Here is an 18,458-nt window from a genome sequence, read left to right on the forward strand (position 1 = left end):
CGAGCGCGCCGGGCGGTCGTCCCCCGACCGCCCGGCGCCCCCGCCCGACCGCCCGGCACGCCCGGCCCAGCAGTGGAGACGAGTCCGATGCCCGAGCCGACCACGATCTCCGACGCCGAGCGTCGGCGCATCGTCCACGAGTTCGTCGACGGGACCGTCGGCGACGCCCACCCCGAGGTGGTGGCGATGGTCCGTGACCTCACCCACCGGGTCCGCGACACCGTCGAACTGGCCCGCGCCGCCGGCATCGCGCCCGAGTCGCCCCGCGCCGGCCACGTGGTGGCCGCGCTGGTCTGCGCGTACGGCGAGGTCTTCGACCGGGTCGACGACGCCGGTTACCGCAGCGCGCTGCTGGCCCGGCTGGAGGTCGCCAACGACCCGCGCACCGAGCGGTACTTCCAGCTCCTCGCGACGGTCAACGGCTGGACCGCGCCGCCCACCCTGACCCCGGTGCTGGACTGGTTCATCGCCGCGCTGCGCCACCACCCGACGCCCTGACGCGCACGGGTCGACGCGGTGACGGCGGCGCGGCGGTCAGCCGGCCCGTCGCGTCGACCGGGCCAGGCGCAGGAAGCCGCGCCAGGCACCCGGGGTGAAGGCCAGGGTGCCGCCCGCGCGGTCCTTTGTGTCCCGGACGAGGACGACGCCGGGCAGGTTGTCCGCCACCTCGACGCAGTTGCCACCGTTGTTGCCGCTCCTGGTGCTCGTGTGCCACCGGGCGTCGCTCAGCTCCATGATGCCGCCGCTTTCCTGACGAGTTCCAGGGATCGTGCCCGGGGTAGGGCCTCCCCCACTATGCGCGCCCACCGGCGTTCCAGGACAGCGATGTCCTGGCGCTGGTCGATGATCTGTGCGCGTACCTGCCCGTCGACGTGCGCCACCCGCGTGCCGTCGTCCAACTCGGCGACGACGAACGGCCCGCCGAGGCCGGCGTACATGCCCGTCTCGGCCGGGACCACGTGCACCTGCACGGTCGGCAGTTCGGCGCAGGCGGCGAGGTGGACGCACTGCTCGCGCATCAGTTCGGACCGGCCCGGCACCGGGCGGTGCAGCACCGACTCGTCGATGACGGCGACCAGCAGCGGCGGGCGGTCGCGGTGCAGGATCGCCTGGCGGGTGAGGCGGGCCGTGATGAGCTGGTCGACCTCCTCCTCGGTCAGGGTCTCCCCGGCCAGGGTCGCCCGCGCGTACGCCTCGGTCTGGAGCAGGCCGGGCACCCAGGCCAGCTCGAAGCCGCGCAGCACGACGGCCTCGCGTTCGATGTCGGCCCACGGCCGGAACCACGCGGGCTCGTGTCGCTTGTGCAGGTCCGGCCAGAGGTCGAGGACGTCCCGCTTGAGCAGCGCGGCGACCTCGGCACGATGCCGGGTCTGGGGGATTCGCCCCTGGCTGGCCCAGCGCGCGGCGGTCTTCGGGTCGACCCCGATGCGGGCGGCGAGGCTCTCAGCCGTCTCACCCGCCTCGGCCATCGCCTCCTTGACTGCCAGATTCATCCTGACCCTCCCCGGACATCCTGGATATCCGGAGTCATCTTGCTACGCGGCGTGATCATGTCGCAACCCTTCGGTACGACGAGACCCCGGCGGCGTCACCGACGGGCCGGACTCCCGTCGGTGGCACCCACGGGGCCGCCCTCCCCACCCGGGGCGGGAGGCGGCCCCTCCACCGTGGACCGACGGGGGCTCAGGAACCGGCGGGGACGCCGGCGGCGACCGGCGCGGGAGCACCGTCGCCACGCCAGACGTAGCTGACCCCGGCCGGCGCGGCGAACGAGCCGGCGAACAACGCGTTGACCCGGGACACCTCGGCGCTGCTCGGCCTGGCGTTACGGCACGACACCGGGGCGCTGCTGCCCGACATCAGGTCGGTGCACAGGCCGGTCCGGTTGTCCGGCAGGCCGAGGATGTGACCGATCTCGTGGGTGGCGATCCGGGTCCGGTCGTACCCCTGGTCGACGGCCTGGGTGCCCATCCAGACCCGGCCGTTGCCCAGGCTGGTGGTCTGCGCCCGGGGCCAGCCGGTGTCGACGTAGATGGTGATGTTGCCGGGCGTGCGGGCGACCAGCCGGACGTTGGTCACCGAGCTGTTCCAGATCGTCGCGGCCTGGTCGAAGTTGGTGCGGAACTCCCCGGCCCGACTCGCGTCGTAGTAGACCGTCCGTGCGGCGGCGGACGCCGCGCCGCCACCCGCGGCGACCACGCCGGTCGCCGTGAGCACCAGCGCCAGCAGGGCCCCGGCGGTACGCGAGAACTGTCGTCGGCGCATCGTCCGACCTCCCATCGATAGAAGTTCACCGATGTTAAGCGGTCGGTCGGAACCCGGTCGAATAGCGGTTACGTCATACCGCCGCCACCGGACGGCTCAGCCGATCTCCTCGTCGACGAAGCACCAGCGCCAGGACTCCCCCGGCTGGATGGACCGCATCACCGGGTGCCCGCTGGACTCGAAGTGCTTCGTCGCGTGCTGGTACGGCGACGAGTCGCAGCACCCCACCTGCCCACACTCCACACACGACCGCAGGTGCACCCAGTCGTCGTTGCCGACGGCCACGCACTCCGGGCAGGCGTCGGTCACGCTCGGCTCGGCGTTCCCCGCCCCGGTCAGGTGCGCACAGCTCATCAGTCACTCTCCCGTCGCAACAACGACTCCTCCAGGTCCAGGTCGCGGTACGCCCGCACCAGCACCTCCTCGGGAATCCGTCCCTCGTCACGGGCGGCCCGGAAGACCTCCCGCTCGGCGTCGATCATCTCCTGCCGCAGCCGACCGTACGCCTGCGACGGCGTCTCCCGGTCGCTGCCACCGAGCCGCTCCCACGCCAGGTTGGTGCGGCTCTGCACCAGCCCGCGCAACCGCTCCACCACCGCCGGCGGCGCACCCTCGGCCAACTCGTCCAGTTTCTCCCGGGCCGCCCGCCCGGCCTGCTGCTGCACCGTCGCGGCGGAGAGCGCGTCGGCCACCGGGTCGTCCGGGGGCAGCTTCAACCGGCGGGCCAGCCACGGCAGGGTCGCCCCCTGCCCGACCAGCGTCGCCACGATCACCGCGAAGGCCAGCCAGATGAACAGCGCCCGCTGGTAGGGCTGCTCCCCGGACAGGGTCAACGGCAGGCCCAGCGCGGCAGCCAGCGTCACCACCCCACGCATCCCGGCCCAGCCGATGACGATCGGGAACTGCACCGGCGGCCCCGGGTCCCGCTGCCGAACCCGGGGCACCAGCCGGGCCAGGTAGGTGGCCGGGAAGACCCAGACGAAACGGGCCAGGAAGACCGCCGCCAGCACCGCCGCCGTGATCCCCACCAGCCGGCCGGTCGGCTCGTCGAGATCCTGCAGCACCTCGGGCAGTTGCAGGCCGACCAGCAGGAAGACCAGCCCCTCCAGCAGGAACCGGACCAGCCGCCAGAACGCGCCGGTCTGCAACCGGGAGGCCGCCGACAGCAGCAGCGGCATCTTGTGGCCGATGCCCAGCCCGGTGACCACCACCGCCACCACCCCGGAGGCGTGGATCTCCTCGGCGGCGAAGACCACCGCGAACGGCACGATCAACGACAGCGCGTTGTCCAGCAGCGGGTCGGTGGTCCGCTTGTGCAGGTACCCGAAGACCACCACGCCCAGCAGCCCGACCAGCACCCCGCCGCCGGTGGCGACCACCACCTCCTGCGCCACGTACCCGAAGCTCACCGAGCCGGCGCTGGCGGTGGCCGCGACGATCGCCACCCGCAGCAGCACCAGCGCGGTGGCGTCGTTGACCAGGCTCTCCCCCTCCAGGATGGTCACCACCCGCCGGGGCAGGCCCACCCGCCGGGCCACCGCGGTGGCGGCGATCGCGTCCGGCGGGGCCACCACCGCGCCCAGCGCCACACAGATCGCGTACGGCAGCCCGGGCAGGAACAGGTGCACCACCGTGCCCACCACGAACGCGGTGAAGATCACCAGCCCGACCGCGAGCAGCAGGATCGGCCGCAGGTTGAGCCGGAACGCCGGCACCGAGGTCTCCAACGCCGCCACGTAGAGCAGCGGCGGCAGGATGCCCACCAGCACCAGGTCGGGGTCGAGCCGCACGTGCGGGAAGCCCGGCAGGAAGGACAGCCCGAGGCCGAGCACCACCAGCAGGATCGGCGCGAGAAGACCCAGCTTGCGGGCCAGCGCGGCACCGAAGGTCGCGATCGCCAGGAAGACCACGACCTCGAACAGAGCTTCCATGGAGTAGCAGCCTAGGCGTACGGACGCCCCGGGGTGATCACCCGGCGGCGCGCAGCTTCGGCAGCACCTCCGCGCCGAACGTGTCGATGAAGGCGCGCTGCTCCTGCCCGACGTGGTGCAGGGCGATCTGGTCGAAGCCCAGCGACAGGTACTCCTCCAGCCAGCCCACGTGCCGGCCGAGGTCCGCCGACACGTTCACCACCTCGGCGACCTGCTCCATCGGCACCCGCTCGCTGACCGCGTCGAAGTGCTCGGCGGTGTCCAGGTCCCAGCAGACCGGCGGCGCGAAGACGTTGCTGCGCCACTGCTCGTACGCGATCGCCTCCGCCTCGGCCTGCTCCGGCGCCCAGCTCACGTGCACCTGGAGGTGCAGCGGCCCCCGTCCGCCCGCGTCCCGGTAGGCGTCGATCATCTCGCGCAGGTGCGCCGTCGGCGCGTTCACCGTGATCAGGCCGTCCGCCCACTCGGCGCACCAGCGGGCGGTGGCCACGCTGACCGCCGCCCCGATCAGCGCCGGCGGTTCCTCCGGTCGGGTCCACAGCCTCGCCCGGTCCACCCGGACCAGCCCGTCGTGGCTGACCTCCTCGCCGGCCAGCAGCGCCCGGATCACCTCCACGCACTCCCGCAGCCGGGCGGTCCGCACGTCCTTGCGCGGCCAGCCGTCGCCGGTGATGTGCTCGTTGCTCGCCTCGCCGGTGCCCAGCGCCGCCCAGAACCGGCCCGGGTACATCGCGCCCAGGGTGCCGATCGCCTGCGCGATGATCGCCGGGTGGTAGCGCTGGCCGGGGGCGTTGACCACCCCGAACGGCAGCCCGGTGGCCTGGAGCGCGGCCCCCAGCCAGGACCAGGCGAAGCCGGACTGGCCCTGCCGGGTGCTCCACGGCGAGAAGTGGTCCGACGACATCGCGGCGTCGAAGCCGGCGCGTTCGGCGTGCACCACCGCCTCCAGCAGGCGGCTCGGATGGATCTGCTCGTGGGAGGCGTGGAAGCCGAACACCGTCATGGCGTCCTTCCGTACCCATGACGGTGTCCGGTTAAAGCTCGCCCGCGCCGGTCACCCGGCGCGGGGTCACTCGGCGTGCGCGCCGGCCCCGGCGGTGGCCGCGCCCTCCCCCACCCAGACGGTCTTGGTGTTGCAGAACTCCCGCATCCCCAGCGCCGACAGCTCCCGGCCGTAGCCGGAGTTCTTCACCCCACCGAACGGCAGTTCCGGGTACGAGGTGGTCATGCCGTTGATGAACACGTTGCCGGCGTCCAGGTCGGTGGCGAACCGCTCCTGCTCGGCCGGGTCGGTGGTCCAGGCGTTCGCGCCCAACCCGAACGGCGTGCCGTTGGCCACCGCGACCGCCTCGTCGTACGACGACACCCGGTACAGCCCGGCGACCGGCCCGAAGACCTCCTCGGCCCACATCCGCATCTGCGGGTTCAGGTCGGTGACCACCGTCGGCGGGTAGAACCAACCGTCGCCGGTCGGCTTCTCGCCCCCGCAGAGCACCGTCGCGCCGTGCGCCACCGCGTCCTGCACCTGGGCGTGGATCTCGTCCCGGCCGCTCTCGCTGGCCAGCGGGCCGACGTCGGTGTCGGCGTCCATCGGGTCGCCGACCCGCAGCGCGGCCATGTTCGCGGCGAACTTCCCGGCGAACGCGTCGAAGACGTCGGTGTGCACGATGAACCGCTTGGCGGCGATGCAGGACTGGCCGTTGTTCTGGCAGCGGGCGGTGGTGGCCACCTCGGCGGCCCGGTCGAGGTCGGCCGAGGGCATCACCACGAACGGGTCGCTGCCGCCCAGCTCCAGCACCGTCTTCTTCAGCTCCCGGCCGGCGATCTGGGCGATCGAGCGGCCCGCGCCCTCGCTGCCGGTCAGCGTCGCCGCCCGGACCCGGGGGTCGCCGAGGATCCGGTCGACGGCGTCCGAGCCGACCAGCAGGGTGGTGAACGCGCCCTCGGGGAAGCCGGCCCGGCGGAACACGTCCTCCAGGTAGAGCGCGGTCTGCGGCACGTTGGAGGCGTGCTTGAGCAGGCCGGTGTTCCCGGCCATCAGGGCCGGCGCGGCGAACCGCATCACCTGCCAGAGCGGGAAGTTCCACGGCATCACCGCGAGCACCGCCCCGATCGGCTGGTAGCGGACGAAGGCCCGCTTCGCCTTCACCGCGGCGGCGTCGGCGGGCTCGTCGGCGAGCATCCGCTCCGCGTTCGCGGCGTAGAACCGGCAGGCGGTGGCGCACTTGGTGACCTCGGCTCGCGCCGCGGCGTAGGTCTTGCCCATCTCGGTGGTCATCAGCCGGGCGGTGTCGTCACGTTCGGCGTCGAGCAGGTCCGCGGCGGCGTTCATCCACTGCGCCCGTTGGGCGAGCGTGGTGCGGCGCAGGTCCCGGAACGCCAGGTCGGCCCGTTCGATGGCGGCGTCGATCTGCTCGGTCGACATCGGCTCGTACGACTTGAGCACCTGACCGGTGGCGGGGTTGGTGGTGGCGATGGGCATCTCGTACTCCTGTCACTCGAAGAGTGAATGCCGCGCGCCCGGCTGCTCACGGCGACGGGCGGCACGGCGGCGCTGGATGACGACCAGGTCGACCGCCGCCACGACGGCGAACAGCGCGCACGGCACGCCCAGCCAGGCCAGCCCGGCCCCGAACGCCACGACCGCGAGGACGGTCATGGTGACCAGGCCGAACAGGGCCAACGCCAGGCGCAGGTTCAACGCACTGTACGCGTGGCCGACCGTGCCACGGGCACGCCGGGGCTGCGATCTCGTCATGATCTCGGCCTACCCGTGCACGGACGCCGCTAACCGGTCCCGACGCCCGGATCACCCCACGTCGGCGCTGCTCACTGCGCCGGTGCCGGGCGGGCGACCTGCCCGGAGAGCCCTGCTCCGACCCGTTCTTACCAGATTCATGTTTCGAGCTGTTGAAACTGCCCGGAAGTCGACACGAACGGGTCGCCGCACCCGGTCCGGCCCGTAGAGTGACCGGGCTGTCGCTCTGCGCCGTCTGACCGGGGGAAGACGCATGCCTCGACGCTGGGTCGCCGCCGTGGCCTGCCTGCTGGCGCTCACCGCGCTCGCCTGCGAGGAGGGCGGCGGGGCCTCCCCGCGCCCGACGAAGAGCGGATCGACACCGACCGGCCTGCCCGCCACGATGGCCGCCCTCGGCGACTCGATCACCACCGGGTTCGGTTCCTGCCTGGTGCTCACCTCGTGCCAGCGCAACTCCTGGTCCACCGGGGACGGCATCCGGGTGGAGAGCCACTACCGGCGGCTGCTGGACGCCGACGCGCCGATCCGCAACCGGGCGCGCAACCACGCGGTGCCGGGGGCCCGCGCCGAGGCCCTCGCCGGTCAGGCCGGTGCCGCCGTCAAGGACAAGGCCGACTACGTCACCGTGCTGATCGGCGCGAACGACGCCTGCCGCAACGACATCGACGCGATGACCCCGCCCGCCACCTTCCGCAGCCAGGTCGACAAGGCGCTGCGGGTGCTGCGCGAGGGCCGCCCGAAGGCCCGGGTCCTGGTGGCCAGCATCCCCGATCTGAACCGGCTCTGGGAGGTCGGGCACACCGAGTCCCGCGCGGTGCGGATCTGGAAGACCGGGATCTGTCCGGCGCTGCTGGCGAACCCCACCTCGGACGCCAAGGCCGACCGGGACCGCCGGGCCCGCTTCGCCGAGCGGATCGACGCGTACAACAGCCAACTCAAGGCGGCCTGCCGGGCGTACGGCTCGCGGTGCCGCTACGACGGCGGCGCGGTGCACCGGGTGCGGTTCAGCCTCGACGAGGTCAACGCGCTGGACTGGTTCCACCCCAACGTCGCCGGGCAGAACCGGCTCGCCGACGCGACGTTCCCGGCGGCCGGCTGGCGGCTCTGATCCACCCCGACGCCCGCCCGCCCGCTCGCGGCCGGGCGTCGCCCCGTGGTCGTTCCCTACGCGGGCGTCACCCGGTGGTCGGCCCTGCCCGGACGGTGCCCGGTGGTGGGCCGGACGCGGCGCGACCGGCTCTGCTCAGGGGCGGCGCGGGTGGGGCACCCCGCCCCGGTGCTCCCGGTAGAGCGCCTGGGCACGCTCGGCGAGATCCTTGGTCGCCGACGAGTTGGCCCAGGTGCCGAGGATGATCGCGGCACCGGGGACGACCTTGGCGAAGACCCGCTTGGCCGCCCGCACCCCGGCCATCCGGGCCAGCCGGACACCGAGTTGCAGCATCACCCGCCCGAGCGGGTTCTGGGCGGCGTGACCGAACAGCGCGCCGGCCCGCTCCCGACCCGCCGCGACGCCCAGCGCCAACCGGGCCGTCTCGGCCGCCTTGTGCACCTTCTGCAGGACGAGCAGGTCGGTGGCCCGGTCCGGGTGCACCGGGTCCGCGCCGTACGCGGCGGCGACGTGCAGCACCAGCCGGGCCTGGGTCCAGGCCAGCACGCCGACGTCGATCACCGCGCCGGGTAGCCCCGCCGCACCCGAGACCGCTCCGGAGAGGCGGGCCCGGTTGACGAAGCGCCGGATGGCCTGCTCGGCCAACTGGTCGGCGGTGGCGTCGGGCCGTTCCGCCCGGGCCCGGGCGACCCACTGCGCCGCCTCCGGGCCGAGCCGGCGGACCGCCTCCAGGGCCAGGTGTTCGGGGGCGTACTGCGGGTCTTCGCGCATCCGGTCCCAGAGCCGGGCCGGCGGCGCCTCCGGCGCATCACCCGGATCACCGGCCGGCACCGCCGGGACCGGAGCCGACGCCCCCACCGTCGCCGGGACCGTGGCGGTCGGCGACCCGCCGGCCGGTGTCGCGGGGACGGCCGGGACGGCGGTGTCCGCCGGTACCGGCGGCGTGGGGACGGTCGGTTCGTCGTCGGCGGGGACGGCGTCGGTCACGGATGCTCCCGGGGTGGAATCGGTTCGCGGACGGTCAGCGGCGGCGGCCCGACAGCTTGCCGGCCGCCTGCTTGAGCCGTGCCTGGTTCTCCGGCTTGGCCAGCTCGCGCCGGCCCCGGTCGACCAACTGCTGCCCCTTGGGGGAGCGCAGGAAGGCGCTGATCCGCTGCATCAGTGCTGACATGTCGTCCTCCGATCGGGTGTCCTGCGTCATGTGTACCCGATCCGGGCAACCGCCAACCGTCCACTGTGTCCGGTCGAGGGTAGCCATCCGCCCACGCCGACGCGAACCGACCCGCCTTGCGGGCCGGGTCGGCGGCTCAGACCAGGATGGCGGCGACCACCTCGGTGGCCCGCCACTCGTGCTGGGCGTAGAGGTCCGGGTAGGCGGAGATCTGCACGGCCTGCGCGGCGACGGTGAGCGGGAGGTCCGCCCAGCCGGGGATCTCCAGCAGCGCGGTGAGGAACGCCCGGGTGGCGAACGCCGGGTCCATCAACTGACCGACCTCTCCCCAGCCGCTGCTCGGTCGCTGTTGGAACAGCCCGACCGAGTCGTGGTCCCAGCCGATCGCCTGGTGCGGGTAGTTCTGCGACTCGGGCAGCACCCCGCTGGCGTAGTTGTAGAGGTTGCTCTCCTGCATCGCGGTGGCCACCGCGATGACCAGGGCCCGGCGCGGCACGCCCATCGCCCGGCCGGCCTTGACGATCTTGATGGCGTTGTCCATCTGGGCCTGGTCGAGGCCGGCCACCGGGACGATCCGTTTCGGTCGGGGCTTCGGCTTCGGCCGGGGCTTCGGCTTGGTGGTCCTGGTCGCGCTCGGGGTCGGGCTCGGGGTGGCGGCGGTCGGGCTGGCGGCGGCCGGGGTGCTCGGCACGATGGTGACCGGGGTACGGACCTCGGCGCGGGAGGCGGCCTGTTGGCCGCGCTCGGCGAGGGCGGCCTCGGTGCCGACCCGGTCTTCGGCCCGCTCGTCCGGCAGGGCCTGGACGCCCGCGACGGCGGTGACGCCGAGGCAGCAGAGCACCCCGGCGGCAAGCAGTACCGGCCGGCGGCGGGGGTTAACGAGCCCGCCGAGGCGGGTACGGAGGGAACGGGGTTCACGGAGAACGCCGACCTGAACGGACGAGGGGGTGTCGTCCGAACGGCCAGTCATGCCCTGAGGGGCGCCCTGGTCGTCGATGGTGTCGTCGTCACGCATCCGCCGAGGCTAGGCATGCCCTTTCCCGGTCACCCACCAGCAGGAAGTGGCCCTCGCCACATTTTCCGACGGGCCGGCGGGACACCCACCCCGGACGCGGGACCGGGGCGACAGACCACTCGCAACGGGCATTGCGGTCATCGACCGCGCCGGCCGTCGTCGGAGCGGGTCCACCACCCAGACCGCCCCGCCCGGCTACAAGATCCAGCATGTCCCCCTTTCGGGTGACACGCCGGAACCGTCCGGCCCAGCCCTTCCGGCCCGTCGGACGAATTGGTCGCTTCCTCCGGGTTTGATAGCCGGATCGGTCACGATGCGCCCAGTGATGGAATGGATGACGCCGACGGGTACGTTCCCCGAACCGGGTGCCGTCCGTGCGCGGCCACCCGTAGGCGCATTTCCTCAGGAGGTCCGACCGGTGCTCGACCCACACGAGCTGTACCAGCTCACCGACGATCTGCCCGACCTCGGTCAGCCGGTGCTGATCCAGGCGCTCACCGGCTTCGTCGACGCCGGCAACGCCACCCGGCTGGCCCGCGAGCAGCTCCTCACCTCACTGGACGCCCGGACGATCGCCACCTTCGACGTCGACCAGCTCTTCGACTACCGGTCCCGCCGTCCGGTGATGACCTTCGTCGAGGACCACTGGGAGGACTACGACGCCCCCGAGCTGGCCCTGCACCTGCTCCGCGACGACGACGAGACGCCCTTCCTGCTGCTCACCGGCCCCGAGCCGGACCTGCAGTGGGAACGGTTCGTGGCGGCGGTCGGCGCGGTGGCCGCCCGGCTCGACGTCCGGCTCACCGTCGGGCTCAACTCGATCCCGATGGCCGTCCCGCACACCCGACCCACCGGGGTCACCGCGCACGCCACCCGCCGCGAGCTGATCGCCGGCTACGAACCGTGGTTGCAGCGGGTGCAGGTCCCGGGCAGCGTCGGTCACCTGCTGGAATACCGGCTCGGCGAGGCTGGCCGGGACGCCCTCGGGTTCTCCGCGCACGTGCCGCACTACGTCGCCCAGACCGAGTACCCGGCCGCCGCCGAGGTGCTGCTCGCCTCGGTGTCCCGCAGCACCGGGCTGCTGCTGCCCAACGAGAGCCTGCGCTCCGCCGCCGAGGTGGTCCGGGTGGAGATCGACCGGCAGGTCGCCCAGACCGACGAGGCCGCCGCGCTGGTCACGGCCCTGGAGGAGCAGTACGACGCGTTCGCCCGGGGCCGGGGGGAGAAGAACCTGCTCGCCGCCGAGACCGGCCCGCTGCCCACCGCCGACGAGCTGGGCGCCGAGCTGGAGCGTTTCCTCGCCGAGCAGACCCGACCCGGCGAGACCCCGGGCGCCTGACCCCGCTGGCCGGGTGGCGGCGACCCGACCGGGAGGCCGCCACCCGCAGCCACGGCCGGTCCGACGGCGGGCCGGCCCGGCGGGGTGGGCCGCGATGCGGCAGGCTGGGCACATGCGCCTGGCGACCTGGAACGTGAACTCGGTGAAGGCCCGCCTGCCCCGCCTGCTCGACTGGCTGGCCGGCACCGCCCCCGACGTGGTCTGCCTCCAGGAGACCAAGTGCCCCGACGGGGCCTTCCCCGTCGCCGAGGTCGGCGAGCTGGGCTACGAGGTGGCCAGTCACAGCGACGGCCGGTGGAACGGGGTGGCCATCCTGTCCCGCGTCGGCCTGACCGACGTCGCCGTCGGGCTCCCCGCCGAGCCGGGCTTCCCCCGGCCCGAGGCCCGCGCCATCGCCGCCACCTGCGCCGGGGTCCGGATCCGGTCGGTGTACGTGCCGAACGGCCGCGCCACCGACGACCCGCACTACGCGTACAAGCTGGCCTGGCTGGCGGCGCTGCGGGACGCGGTGACGCCGGAGGTGGCCGCCGGTGGCCCCGTCGCCGTCTGCGGGGACTTCAACGTCGCCCCGACCGACGCCGACGTCTGGGACCCGGCGCTCTTCGTCACCTCGACCCACGTCACCCCCGCCGAGCGGGCCGCCCTGGCCGCCCTGCGCGACCTCGGCCTCAGCGACGTGGTGCCCACCCCGATGAAGGGCCCGCACCCGTACACCTACTGGGACTACCGGGCGGGCATGTTCCACCAGAACAAGGGCATGCGGATCGACCTGGTGTACGCCTCCGCGCCGCTGGCCCGCGCGGTCCGCTCCGCGTACGTCGACCGGGAGGCCCGCAAGGGCAAGGGCCCCTCCGACCACGCCCCGGTCGTGGTCGACGCCGACCTGCCCGGCCCGGAACCGACCCACCCGACCGAGGAGCGGTAGGGCACCTCGCCCCGGCCGGTCAGCGCCCGCCCGGCTGCTCTGCTGCCGCGTCGGCGGGCTGCTGCGCCGCATCGGCCCAGAGCGCCTCGAAGTGCTCGACGTACCTGCTGAACGGACCGCCGCTCTCCCGCTGTCGCAGGTGGAACGTGACGGAGTCCTGGCCCAGCGCGCCGCCGATGTGGGTGGCCACGATCGCGTCGTCGTCGAACACCCAGACCGACATCGCGATGTGCCGGTCGGACAACCGGACGGCCAGCGGGGTGGGCGACTTGCCGATCTCGGTGCGCGTCATGGCGATCCGCGTCCCGAGGTCGAGGGGGGTCGCCTCGATCCGGTCCCGGCCAGCGGTGACCGGGCTCGCCGGGTCACCCAGCAGGAAACGTACGTCCGCCCCGGCCTGCGCCTTCGCCCCCAGGGTCCCGGCGGCGTTCGGCACGTCCAGCCAGACGAAGTAGCTCGTGTAGCCGCCGAACCAGAGGCGGGACCGCGCTCCCTCGATCAACTCCCGGAACAGCGACCGGGGCAGGTCGGAACGGCGGGCATAGACGCCCACCAACTCCCGGTCCGCACCCAACTTGACCGCGCGACGCACAGCATCAGGCCACAGCACGTCTACATCCTTACCCAGAAGACCTGCCACCCGCACCCGCGAACGTGGATGCGGCAGGCGGCCGCGGCTGACCCACCGCTGCACGGTCTTGGCATCGACGTCGCACTTCTCCGCGAGTTGGCTGATCGTGAACCCGGCAGCGGTTAGCGCGTCCCGTAGTGATTCATTCCTCGGCACCGGAAGGGACCTTTCCTAGACGTCCCTCGATGATGGCATACGGGCGGTTAACTCGTCCGTCACTGACTGCGATGGTTCTTGCCGCAGCGACATCACTGGCGCTCCCTCCGCCAGATGCCCGGAAGGGATGGCCACCGTGATCGAGAAGCGCCCGATGCCACCGTCCGCCCCAGATGGCGAGCGTCGTCACGGCCCGTCGCCGGGCGGGAGGCCGGGGCCCGGGTCACCGCAGCCGGCGGCAACGGTACGAGCCGGTGAACTGCTGCGCCTCACCAGAGATGCGAGCGTGCAGTTCATCCGGCCGATCACCATCCGGGTCATCCGGGTACTGACCGGCTGGCACACCTACGACGGGTGGGTGTGGGTCGACGCGTACCAGCTGAATGCCGACGGTGACGCGGTCCGGCGGCGGACCCTGTTCCTCAGGCCGGGCGGTGCCCGACGGCCCGCCCCGGCACCGGAACAGGCGAGCGGCCGGCGACCGGGGGAAGCCACCCGGTCGGCACCGGCAGCCCGGCGGCGCAACACCCGGCCGGACCCGGCAGCGGTACGCACCACGGCGGCGATCCGGTGACCGGAGCACTGCCGGGTCGGCACACGCCGCTGCGGCCGATCTGGTTGTGCCGGGTCGATGCCCGGCCCTGGCCCTGCGGAGAAGCGAAACTCGCGCTCCTGGCCAGGTACGACGGTGACCGGGCCGGCCTGGTGGTCCTGCTGGCCAGGTTGTCGGCAGAGGCGACCGAACACCTGACGCAGCTCGACTGTGGTCGTCAGGTCGACCTGACCGACCGTTTCCTGGCCTGGCTCCATCCACCCACCGGCTGATCGTCCCGGCCGGCCGGCGGCAGGTGGATCGTGGAGAGTTGTTGCGGGCGGGGCGACGACAACTCTCCACGATCCGTGTGCCGGACGCGTGCCACCGGCCGGGGACCCGCCCGGCGGCGCGGGGCTAGGGTGGGGAGATGGCAGTCGTGAAGATCAACGCGATCGACGTCCCGCCCGGTGCCGGCGAGGAGTTGGAGAAGCGGTTCGCCGCCCGGGCCGGCGCGGTGGAGAACTCCCCCGGCTTCCTCGGCTTCGAGCTGCTGCGCCCGGTCGCCGGCGAGAGCCGCTACTTCGTGTACACCCGGTGGGAGACCGAGGAGGCGTACCAGGCGTGGGCGGCCGGGCCGTCGCGGGCCGCGCACGCCGGCGGTGGGGGCGGCGAGCAGCAGCGGCCGGTCGCCTCCGGTGCGACGCTGCTGGAGTTCGAGGTGGTCCAGCAGGTGACCGGCAAGGGCTGACCCACCCGCCCCGGGCGGTCAGAGCCAGGGCAGGACGGGCGCGGTGGTGGGGGCGGCGAGCCGGGCGAGCCAGCCGGCGATCCCGGCGGCACCCTGCATGAAACCGGGTTCCGGCGGCAGCTCCGCCGGGGTCCGGGTGTGCTCGGTGTTGGACCAGGCGACCCCCGTCGGGGTGGTCACCGTCCGGGCGAGCACGTCCTCGGCGAGCCGGTGCGCCCAGGCGAGCAGGGCCGGGTCGGCGGTGGCCCGGTAGCGGTCGAGCAGCAACTGTCCGACGCCGGCCGTGCCACAGCACCGGGCCAGGTTATCCCAGAAGCCCGGGTACCGCCGCTGCGGCAGGCCGCTGTCGCGCAGCGCCCGCAGGCACCCGTCGACGGCCCACTGCCAGCGGGGCTGCGGGTCGACGGTGTCGAGCAGGGTGAACAGCCGCACCGTGCCGGTGGGGCCGTGGCACCAGCCGAAGTTGACCGCCGGGCGGTCCGGGCGGGGCGGGACCAGCAGCGGCAGCGCCCAGCCGTCCGGATGGTCACCCATCGCCAGCAGGCCGTCGGCGGCGCGGACGGCGGTGTCGAGCAGGTCGTCGCGGCGCAGGGTGACACCGGCGACGGCGAGGGCGTAGGCGACCCCGGCGGTACCGTGGGAGAAGCCGGGCATCAGGCGCTCGTCGCCGGCCCGCATCCGCCAGTGCGGCCCGTCCTCGTGGTCCTCGGCGAGCCCGACCAGCCCGTCGGCGAGGACGTGCGCCGCCTGCGCCACCACCGGACCGGTGTCGTCGTCGGCGTCGAGGAGGGCCAGCAGGATGCCCGCGTCGCCGGAGATGACGTCGGAGCACCGGTCCGGGTCCACCGGACGGTCCCGCAGCCGTTGCGCGATGCGTGCCGTCACCGACGCCGCGGCGTCGAGGGCGACCGGGTCGGCGGCGACCCGACCCCAGGCGCGCAGTGCGACGGCGGCCCCGGCCCAACCGCCGAACACCCCGTCGTCGGGCAGCGTCGCGGCGTCCGGCTCGTGCCGGGCCAGGTGCACCAACCGGTCCCGGGCACCGGCCGCGACCCGGTCGAGCGCCGACCCGGCCCCGCTGCCCGAGCCGGTGACGGGGGGCGCGGCCCCGGCGGGCACCCCGCCCGCCGGGGAGGCACCGGCGGCGACCGCCTCGGCGCAGCCGAGCAGCACCCCGGCGGTGCCGGCGTACAGGTCGTCGAAGGGTTCGCCCGCCTCCCGCCAGCACGGGCCTCCGTCGGCGGGCACCGCCACCGAACCGATCCAGGTGAAAGCCTGCCGCACCACGTCCGCCGTCACCGCGCGATCCTGCCATCCGCCGCCGTGCGGCGTCGCCGCAATATCCTCCCGGCGGTCACGGTGACATCGTCCCGGCGGTCACGGTGACATCGTCGCGGCGGTCACGGTGACATCGTCGCGGCGGTCAGGGTGACCGGGTCGCCGCCAGCGAGGCGAACGCGATGACGTTGTCGGCGTATCCGGTGCGTCCGCCGACCCACTGGCCGCCGCAGGTGATCAGCCGCAGGGCCGGAGCGCCGTCGCGGCCGTAGACCCGGTCGGCGGGCAGGGCCGACTTGTCGAAGAACTCCACCGAGTCGACCCGGAACACCACCACCCGCCGGTCGTCCCGGGTCACCTCGATCGTGTCGCCCGGGTTGAGTTTGCGCAGGTCGTAGAAGACCGAGGGGCCGTCCTTCGAGTCGACGTGGCCGACGATGATCGCCCGGCCGGGCTCGCCGGGGGTCGGGCCCCGGTCGTACCAGCCGGTCTCGTCGTGCCGGTCGAGCGGCGGTACGTCGATCGAGCCGTCGCGGGCCTGGCCGACCGGGGCCACCGGGGCGGCCACCTTGATCGCGGGCACGGTGAGCCGTACCGGTCGGCTGGCCGGCAGGCTGCCCGGTACGGGGCTGCGCCGGGCGTCGGCGGCCGGGCGTTGCGACGGGGTGCCGGTCCAGTCCAGCGGCCCGACCGAACGTCCCAGCCCGGCACCGGTAGCGAAGACCCCGAGCAGCACCAGCACCACGGCCAGCGGCACCGACCAGGGGCCGCGCGCCGGGGACCGGGCGCCGTCCGGGGCCGGGCCGGTAGCCGTCGGGCCGCCGCTGGACGGGACCGGGGCGCGGAACGGCGGTGACATCGGATCGTCGGGCGACCGGGGCGGAGCGCCGCGCCGCGCGGCGGCGGACGGCGGCGGTCCGGGCACCGGGCCGGCCGGCGGTGGGATCAGACCACCCCAGCGGGGGCGGGTACCGCCGGGCACCGGACGGGGGGAACGGCCGTGGTGGGACGGCGGACCGCCGGACGCAGGGCCGGGCCGGGAGCCGGCGGGCGGCGGGCTGCCGGGGGGCGGGAGCGGGCCGTGGCGCGGACCCGGGGAGGCGGGCGGCACGGTCACCGCCCGGCGACGCCACGCGGCCGGCGGGCCGCGACGATACCGACCACGGCTCCGGCGATGGTCAACGCCAGCCCGCCGGGCACGAGCAGCCCGCCGGGTATCCCGTCGCCGCCGGCCGCGCCGCCGAAGCCGGTGTGGGGCCCGGGGCTGGGCTTGACCTTCTTGACCACCTGAAGCGCCGTCGAGGCGGTCGCCCCGTCGGGGCACTCCAGCTTGACCCGGTAGTTGCCCGGCCGGACCCGCTCCCTGACCATCGGCGCGGCGGTTAGCAGGCCGCGCTGCGGCCGCACCTGGACCCGGCCGAAGGCGTCGGACACGACGGTCGCCGGGATCGAGTTGTCGTGGCAGCTCGCCCGGATGCCGACCAGGTAACCCGGCTCGACGGTCCCCGGGGTCACCTCGACGAAGAGCACGCCGGGCGGCGGCTGCGGGTCACCGCCTGCGTCCGGCGGGGGCTGCCCCGGCCCGGGGGCCGCAGCGACGGCCGGCGGAGCGGCCGGGATCGGGGCGGCAGCGGCCGGGGCGGTGTGCCACAGGGCGGGGACGAGGGCACCGACGGCGACCGCCAGCGCGGTGCGGTGCAGCGCGATCGACACCTCTCCCCCTTCCGGCCCCCCGGGGCGGCACCCGGACCCGACCCGGACGCCGACCTGCCGTACGGGATGAATCGTCTCACCCCCCGGGCGACGGCACATCCGATACGGCGGAACCGTCGCGTACGCTCGGGTCGCTGTGACCTCCATCGACCAGAACCCCGCCGTCCCGGTGGCCCGCCCGGGCACCGGGACGATCCGCACCTTCCACCCCCGTCGGGGCCGGATGACCAGCCGGCAGACCGACGCGCTGGCCCGGCTGCGGCCGGCGTACGGGATCGAGATCGCCGACCTCGACGGGCCGGTCGATCCGGCCGGGTTCTTCGGTCGGGGCGCACCGGTGGTGCTGGAGATCGGCTCCGGGATGGGTGACGCCACCGCGGCGATGGCCGCCGCCGACCCGGACCGGGACTACCTGGCGGTCGAGGTGCACACCCCGGGCATCGCCAACCTGCTCGACCTGGTGCAGCGGCACGGCCTGGGCAACGTCCGGATCGCCCAGGGTGACGCGCTGGACCTGGTCCGGGCCATGCCGGAGCGCTGCCTGGACGCGGTGCACGTGTTCTTCCCCGACCCGTGGCCCAAGTCGCGGCACCACAAGCGGCGGATCATCCAGCCGGAGCACGTGGCGTTGCTGCGGTCCCGGCTGGCCCCCGGCGGCACCCTGCACTGCGCCACCGACTGGGCCGAGTACGCCGAGTCGATGCGCTCGACGCTGACCGCCGACCCGGGGCTGGTCGACGTGCACGGCGGGTACGCACCCCGGCCCGCCCACCGCCCGGTGACCAAGTTCGAGCGGCGGGCCCTGACCGCCGGCCGTGACGTCTTCGACCTGGTCCACCGCCGCCGCGCCTGATCCCGCCGGCCCGGTTGGCGGGCGGGGTGGTG

Annotated in this window: 22 protein-coding genes and 1 pseudogene; 8 read left to right on the top strand and 15 right to left on the bottom strand. The window is 74.1% G+C overall.

Going from position 1 to position 18,458, the window contains the following annotated elements; all coding sequences use genetic code 11:
* The first annotated feature begins 87 nt into the window (after positions 1-87).
* Entirely contained in the window at positions 88-498 is a 411-nt protein-coding gene (locus tag ACN260_RS19295) for a hypothetical protein (protein WP_422752428.1), read from the top strand.
* 36 nt (positions 499-534) lie between these two features.
* Here the strand turns inward: ACN260_RS19295 and ACN260_RS19300 are convergent, their stop codons facing one another.
* The 8 genes and pseudogenes from ACN260_RS19300 to ACN260_RS19335 all read right to left on the bottom strand — a co-directional run bounded on the left by ACN260_RS19300 (position 535) and on the right by ACN260_RS19335 (position 6,954).
* Positions 535-735 carry a DUF397 domain-containing protein gene (locus ACN260_RS19300; protein ID WP_422752429.1) on the bottom strand — a complete coding sequence of 67 codons (201 nt, stop codon included), beginning with the start codon at positions 733-735 and terminating at the stop codon, positions 535-537.
* Positions 726-1,493 carry a Scr1 family TA system antitoxin-like transcriptional regulator gene (locus ACN260_RS19305; protein ID WP_422752430.1) on the bottom strand — a complete coding sequence of 256 codons (768 nt, stop codon included), beginning with the start codon at positions 1,491-1,493 and terminating at the stop codon, positions 726-728. Before ACN260_RS19305 ends, ACN260_RS19300 begins: the two co-directional genes overlap by 10 nt.
* Positions 1,494-1,692: 199 nt before the next feature.
* Positions 1,693-2,265, bottom strand: a pseudogene (locus ACN260_RS19310) (snapalysin family zinc-dependent metalloprotease); the annotation flags it as partial.
* A 96-nt stretch (positions 2,266-2,361) separates the two neighbouring features.
* Positions 2,362-2,619 (bottom strand): UBP-type zinc finger domain-containing protein, encoded by a 258-nt coding sequence (locus ACN260_RS19315; RefSeq protein ID WP_422752431.1) that lies wholly within the window; start codon positions 2,617-2,619, stop codon positions 2,362-2,364.
* A complete protein-coding gene (locus ACN260_RS19320) occupies positions 2,619-4,196 on the bottom strand; it encodes a Na+/H+ antiporter (protein ID WP_422752432.1) in 1,578 nt (525 codons plus the stop codon). The genes ACN260_RS19315 and ACN260_RS19320 overlap by 1 nt, the downstream gene beginning before the upstream one ends.
* A gap of 37 nt (positions 4,197-4,233) precedes the next feature.
* On the bottom strand, positions 4,234-5,199 hold the full coding sequence (locus ACN260_RS19325; RefSeq protein ID WP_088646237.1) for a TIGR03885 family FMN-dependent LLM class oxidoreductase: 966 nt from the start codon (positions 5,197-5,199) through the stop codon (positions 4,234-4,236).
* 66 nt (positions 5,200-5,265) lie between these two features.
* Entirely contained in the window at positions 5,266-6,678 is a 1,413-nt protein-coding gene (locus tag ACN260_RS19330) for an NADP-dependent succinic semialdehyde dehydrogenase (RefSeq protein ID WP_422752433.1), read from the bottom strand.
* Between the two features lie 12 nt (positions 6,679-6,690).
* Positions 6,691-6,954: a DUF6343 family protein gene (locus tag ACN260_RS19335; protein ID WP_422752434.1), complete on the bottom strand. Its 264-nt coding sequence runs from the start codon at positions 6,952-6,954 to the stop codon at positions 6,691-6,693.
* A gap of 253 nt (positions 6,955-7,207) precedes the next feature.
* On the opposite strand from ACN260_RS19335, the gene ACN260_RS19340 reads away from it, so the two are divergent.
* On the top strand, positions 7,208-8,062 hold the full coding sequence (locus tag ACN260_RS19340) for a GDSL-type esterase/lipase family protein (RefSeq protein WP_422752435.1): 855 nt from the start codon (positions 7,208-7,210) through the stop codon (positions 8,060-8,062).
* A gap of 135 nt (positions 8,063-8,197) precedes the next feature.
* On the opposite strand, the gene ACN260_RS19345 is transcribed toward ACN260_RS19340, so the two are convergent.
* From ACN260_RS19345 to ACN260_RS19355, 3 genes are all read right to left on the bottom strand, one after another.
* Entirely contained in the window at positions 8,198-8,920 is a 723-nt protein-coding gene (locus ACN260_RS19345) for an EcsC family protein (protein WP_422756760.1), read from the bottom strand.
* A 163-nt stretch (positions 8,921-9,083) separates the two neighbouring features.
* Positions 9,084-9,233, bottom strand: a complete 150-nt coding sequence (locus ACN260_RS19350) for a hypothetical protein (RefSeq protein ID WP_168222413.1) — start codon at positions 9,231-9,233, stop codon at positions 9,084-9,086.
* Positions 9,234-9,369: 136 nt separating this feature from the next.
* A complete protein-coding gene (locus tag ACN260_RS19355; protein WP_422752436.1) occupies positions 9,370-10,248 on the bottom strand; it encodes a peptidase M23 in 879 nt (292 codons plus the stop codon).
* Positions 10,249-10,666: 418 nt separating this feature from the next.
* On the opposite strand from ACN260_RS19355, the gene ACN260_RS19360 reads away from it, so the two are divergent.
* Entirely contained in the window at positions 10,667-11,587 is a 921-nt protein-coding gene (locus tag ACN260_RS19360; RefSeq protein WP_088646244.1) for a proteasome assembly chaperone family protein, read from the top strand.
* A 112-nt stretch (positions 11,588-11,699) separates the two neighbouring features.
* On the top strand, positions 11,700-12,512 hold the full coding sequence (locus ACN260_RS19365) for an exodeoxyribonuclease III (RefSeq protein ID WP_422752437.1): 813 nt from the start codon (positions 11,700-11,702) through the stop codon (positions 12,510-12,512).
* Positions 12,513-12,531: 19 nt separating this feature from the next.
* On the opposite strand, the gene ACN260_RS19370 is transcribed toward ACN260_RS19365, so the two are convergent.
* Complete coding sequence (locus ACN260_RS19370; RefSeq protein WP_422752438.1) at positions 12,532-13,122, bottom strand: XRE family transcriptional regulator; 591 nt, start codon at positions 13,120-13,122, stop codon at positions 12,532-12,534.
* A gap of 463 nt (positions 13,123-13,585) precedes the next feature.
* Between ACN260_RS19370 and ACN260_RS19375 the strand changes: the two genes are divergently transcribed.
* The 3 genes from ACN260_RS19375 to ACN260_RS19385 all read left to right on the top strand — a co-directional run bounded on the left by ACN260_RS19375 (position 13,586) and on the right by ACN260_RS19385 (position 14,582).
* Entirely contained in the window at positions 13,586-13,873 is a 288-nt protein-coding gene (locus ACN260_RS19375) for a hypothetical protein (protein ID WP_422752439.1), read from the top strand.
* Positions 13,870-14,124 carry a flavin reductase gene (locus ACN260_RS19380; protein WP_422752440.1) on the top strand — a complete coding sequence of 85 codons (255 nt, stop codon included), beginning with the start codon at positions 13,870-13,872 and terminating at the stop codon, positions 14,122-14,124. Before ACN260_RS19375 ends, ACN260_RS19380 begins: the two co-directional genes overlap by 4 nt.
* Before the next feature lie 137 nt (positions 14,125-14,261).
* Positions 14,262-14,582 carry an antibiotic biosynthesis monooxygenase family protein gene (locus tag ACN260_RS19385; protein ID WP_088646246.1) on the top strand — a complete coding sequence of 107 codons (321 nt, stop codon included), beginning with the start codon at positions 14,262-14,264 and terminating at the stop codon, positions 14,580-14,582.
* 18 nt (positions 14,583-14,600) lie between these two features.
* Here the strand turns inward: ACN260_RS19385 and ACN260_RS19390 are convergent, their stop codons facing one another.
* The 3 genes from ACN260_RS19390 to ACN260_RS19400 all read right to left on the bottom strand — a co-directional run bounded on the left by ACN260_RS19390 (position 14,601) and on the right by ACN260_RS19400 (position 17,573).
* Complete coding sequence (locus tag ACN260_RS19390; RefSeq protein WP_422752441.1) at positions 14,601-15,881, bottom strand: lanthionine synthetase LanC family protein; 1,281 nt, start codon at positions 15,879-15,881, stop codon at positions 14,601-14,603.
* A 124-nt stretch (positions 15,882-16,005) separates the two neighbouring features.
* The gene (locus ACN260_RS19395) at positions 16,006-16,719 is read right to left on the bottom strand and encodes a class F sortase (RefSeq protein ID WP_422752442.1); all 714 of its coding nucleotides are present in this window, start codon (positions 16,717-16,719) and stop codon (positions 16,006-16,008) included.
* 254 nt (positions 16,720-16,973) lie between these two features.
* Entirely contained in the window at positions 16,974-17,573 is a 600-nt protein-coding gene (locus ACN260_RS19400; protein ID WP_422752443.1) for a hypothetical protein, read from the bottom strand.
* 223 nt (positions 17,574-17,796) lie between these two features.
* Here ACN260_RS19400 and trmB point away from each other — a divergent pair, with 223 nt between their 5' ends.
* On the top strand, positions 17,797-18,426 hold the full coding sequence (trmB, locus tag ACN260_RS19405; RefSeq protein ID WP_422756761.1) for a tRNA (guanosine(46)-N7)-methyltransferase TrmB: 630 nt from the start codon (positions 17,797-17,799) through the stop codon (positions 18,424-18,426).
* Positions 18,427-18,458: the final 32 nt, after the last annotated feature.

Source organism: Micromonospora sp. WMMD708 (genome assembly GCF_049315245.1).
Lineage (GTDB): Bacteria > Actinomycetota > Actinomycetes > Mycobacteriales > Micromonosporaceae > Micromonospora > Micromonospora wenchangensis.

Bases quoted from the DNA above. Each gene is read 5' to 3' on its own strand.
- ACN260_RS19295 (WP_422752428.1), top strand. From the start codon at position 88: ATGCCCGAGCCGACCACGATCTCCGACGCCGAGCGTCGGCGCATCGTC.
- ACN260_RS19300 (WP_422752429.1), bottom strand. From the start codon at position 735: ATGGAGCTGAGCGACGCCCGGTGGCACACGAGCACCAGGAGCGGCAAC.
- ACN260_RS19305 (WP_422752430.1), bottom strand. From the start codon at position 1,493: ATGAATCTGGCAGTCAAGGAGGCGATGGCCGAGGCGGGTGAGACGGCT.
- ACN260_RS19315 (WP_422752431.1), bottom strand. From the start codon at position 2,619: ATGAGCTGTGCGCACCTGACCGGGGCGGGGAACGCCGAGCCGAGCGTG.
- ACN260_RS19320 (WP_422752432.1), bottom strand. From the start codon at position 4,196: ATGGAAGCTCTGTTCGAGGTCGTGGTCTTCCTGGCGATCGCGACCTTC.
- ACN260_RS19325 (WP_088646237.1), bottom strand. From the start codon at position 5,199: ATGACGGTGTTCGGCTTCCACGCCTCCCACGAGCAGATCCATCCGAGC.
- ACN260_RS19330 (WP_422752433.1), bottom strand. From the start codon at position 6,678: ATGCCCATCGCCACCACCAACCCCGCCACCGGTCAGGTGCTCAAGTCG.
- ACN260_RS19335 (WP_422752434.1), bottom strand. From the start codon at position 6,954: ATGACGAGATCGCAGCCCCGGCGTGCCCGTGGCACGGTCGGCCACGCG.
- ACN260_RS19340 (WP_422752435.1), top strand. From the start codon at position 7,208: ATGCCTCGACGCTGGGTCGCCGCCGTGGCCTGCCTGCTGGCGCTCACC.
- ACN260_RS19350 (WP_168222413.1), bottom strand. From the start codon at position 9,233: ATGTCAGCACTGATGCAGCGGATCAGCGCCTTCCTGCGCTCCCCCAAG.
- ACN260_RS19355 (WP_422752436.1), bottom strand. From the start codon at position 10,248: ATGCGTGACGACGACACCATCGACGACCAGGGCGCCCCTCAGGGCATG.
- ACN260_RS19365 (WP_422752437.1), top strand. From the start codon at position 11,700: ATGCGCCTGGCGACCTGGAACGTGAACTCGGTGAAGGCCCGCCTGCCC.
- ACN260_RS19385 (WP_088646246.1), top strand. From the start codon at position 14,262: ATGGCAGTCGTGAAGATCAACGCGATCGACGTCCCGCCCGGTGCCGGC.
- ACN260_RS19395 (WP_422752442.1), bottom strand. From the start codon at position 16,719: ATGTCACCGCCGTTCCGCGCCCCGGTCCCGTCCAGCGGCGGCCCGACG.
- trmB (WP_422756761.1), top strand. From the start codon at position 17,797: ATGACCAGCCGGCAGACCGACGCGCTGGCCCGGCTGCGGCCGGCGTAC.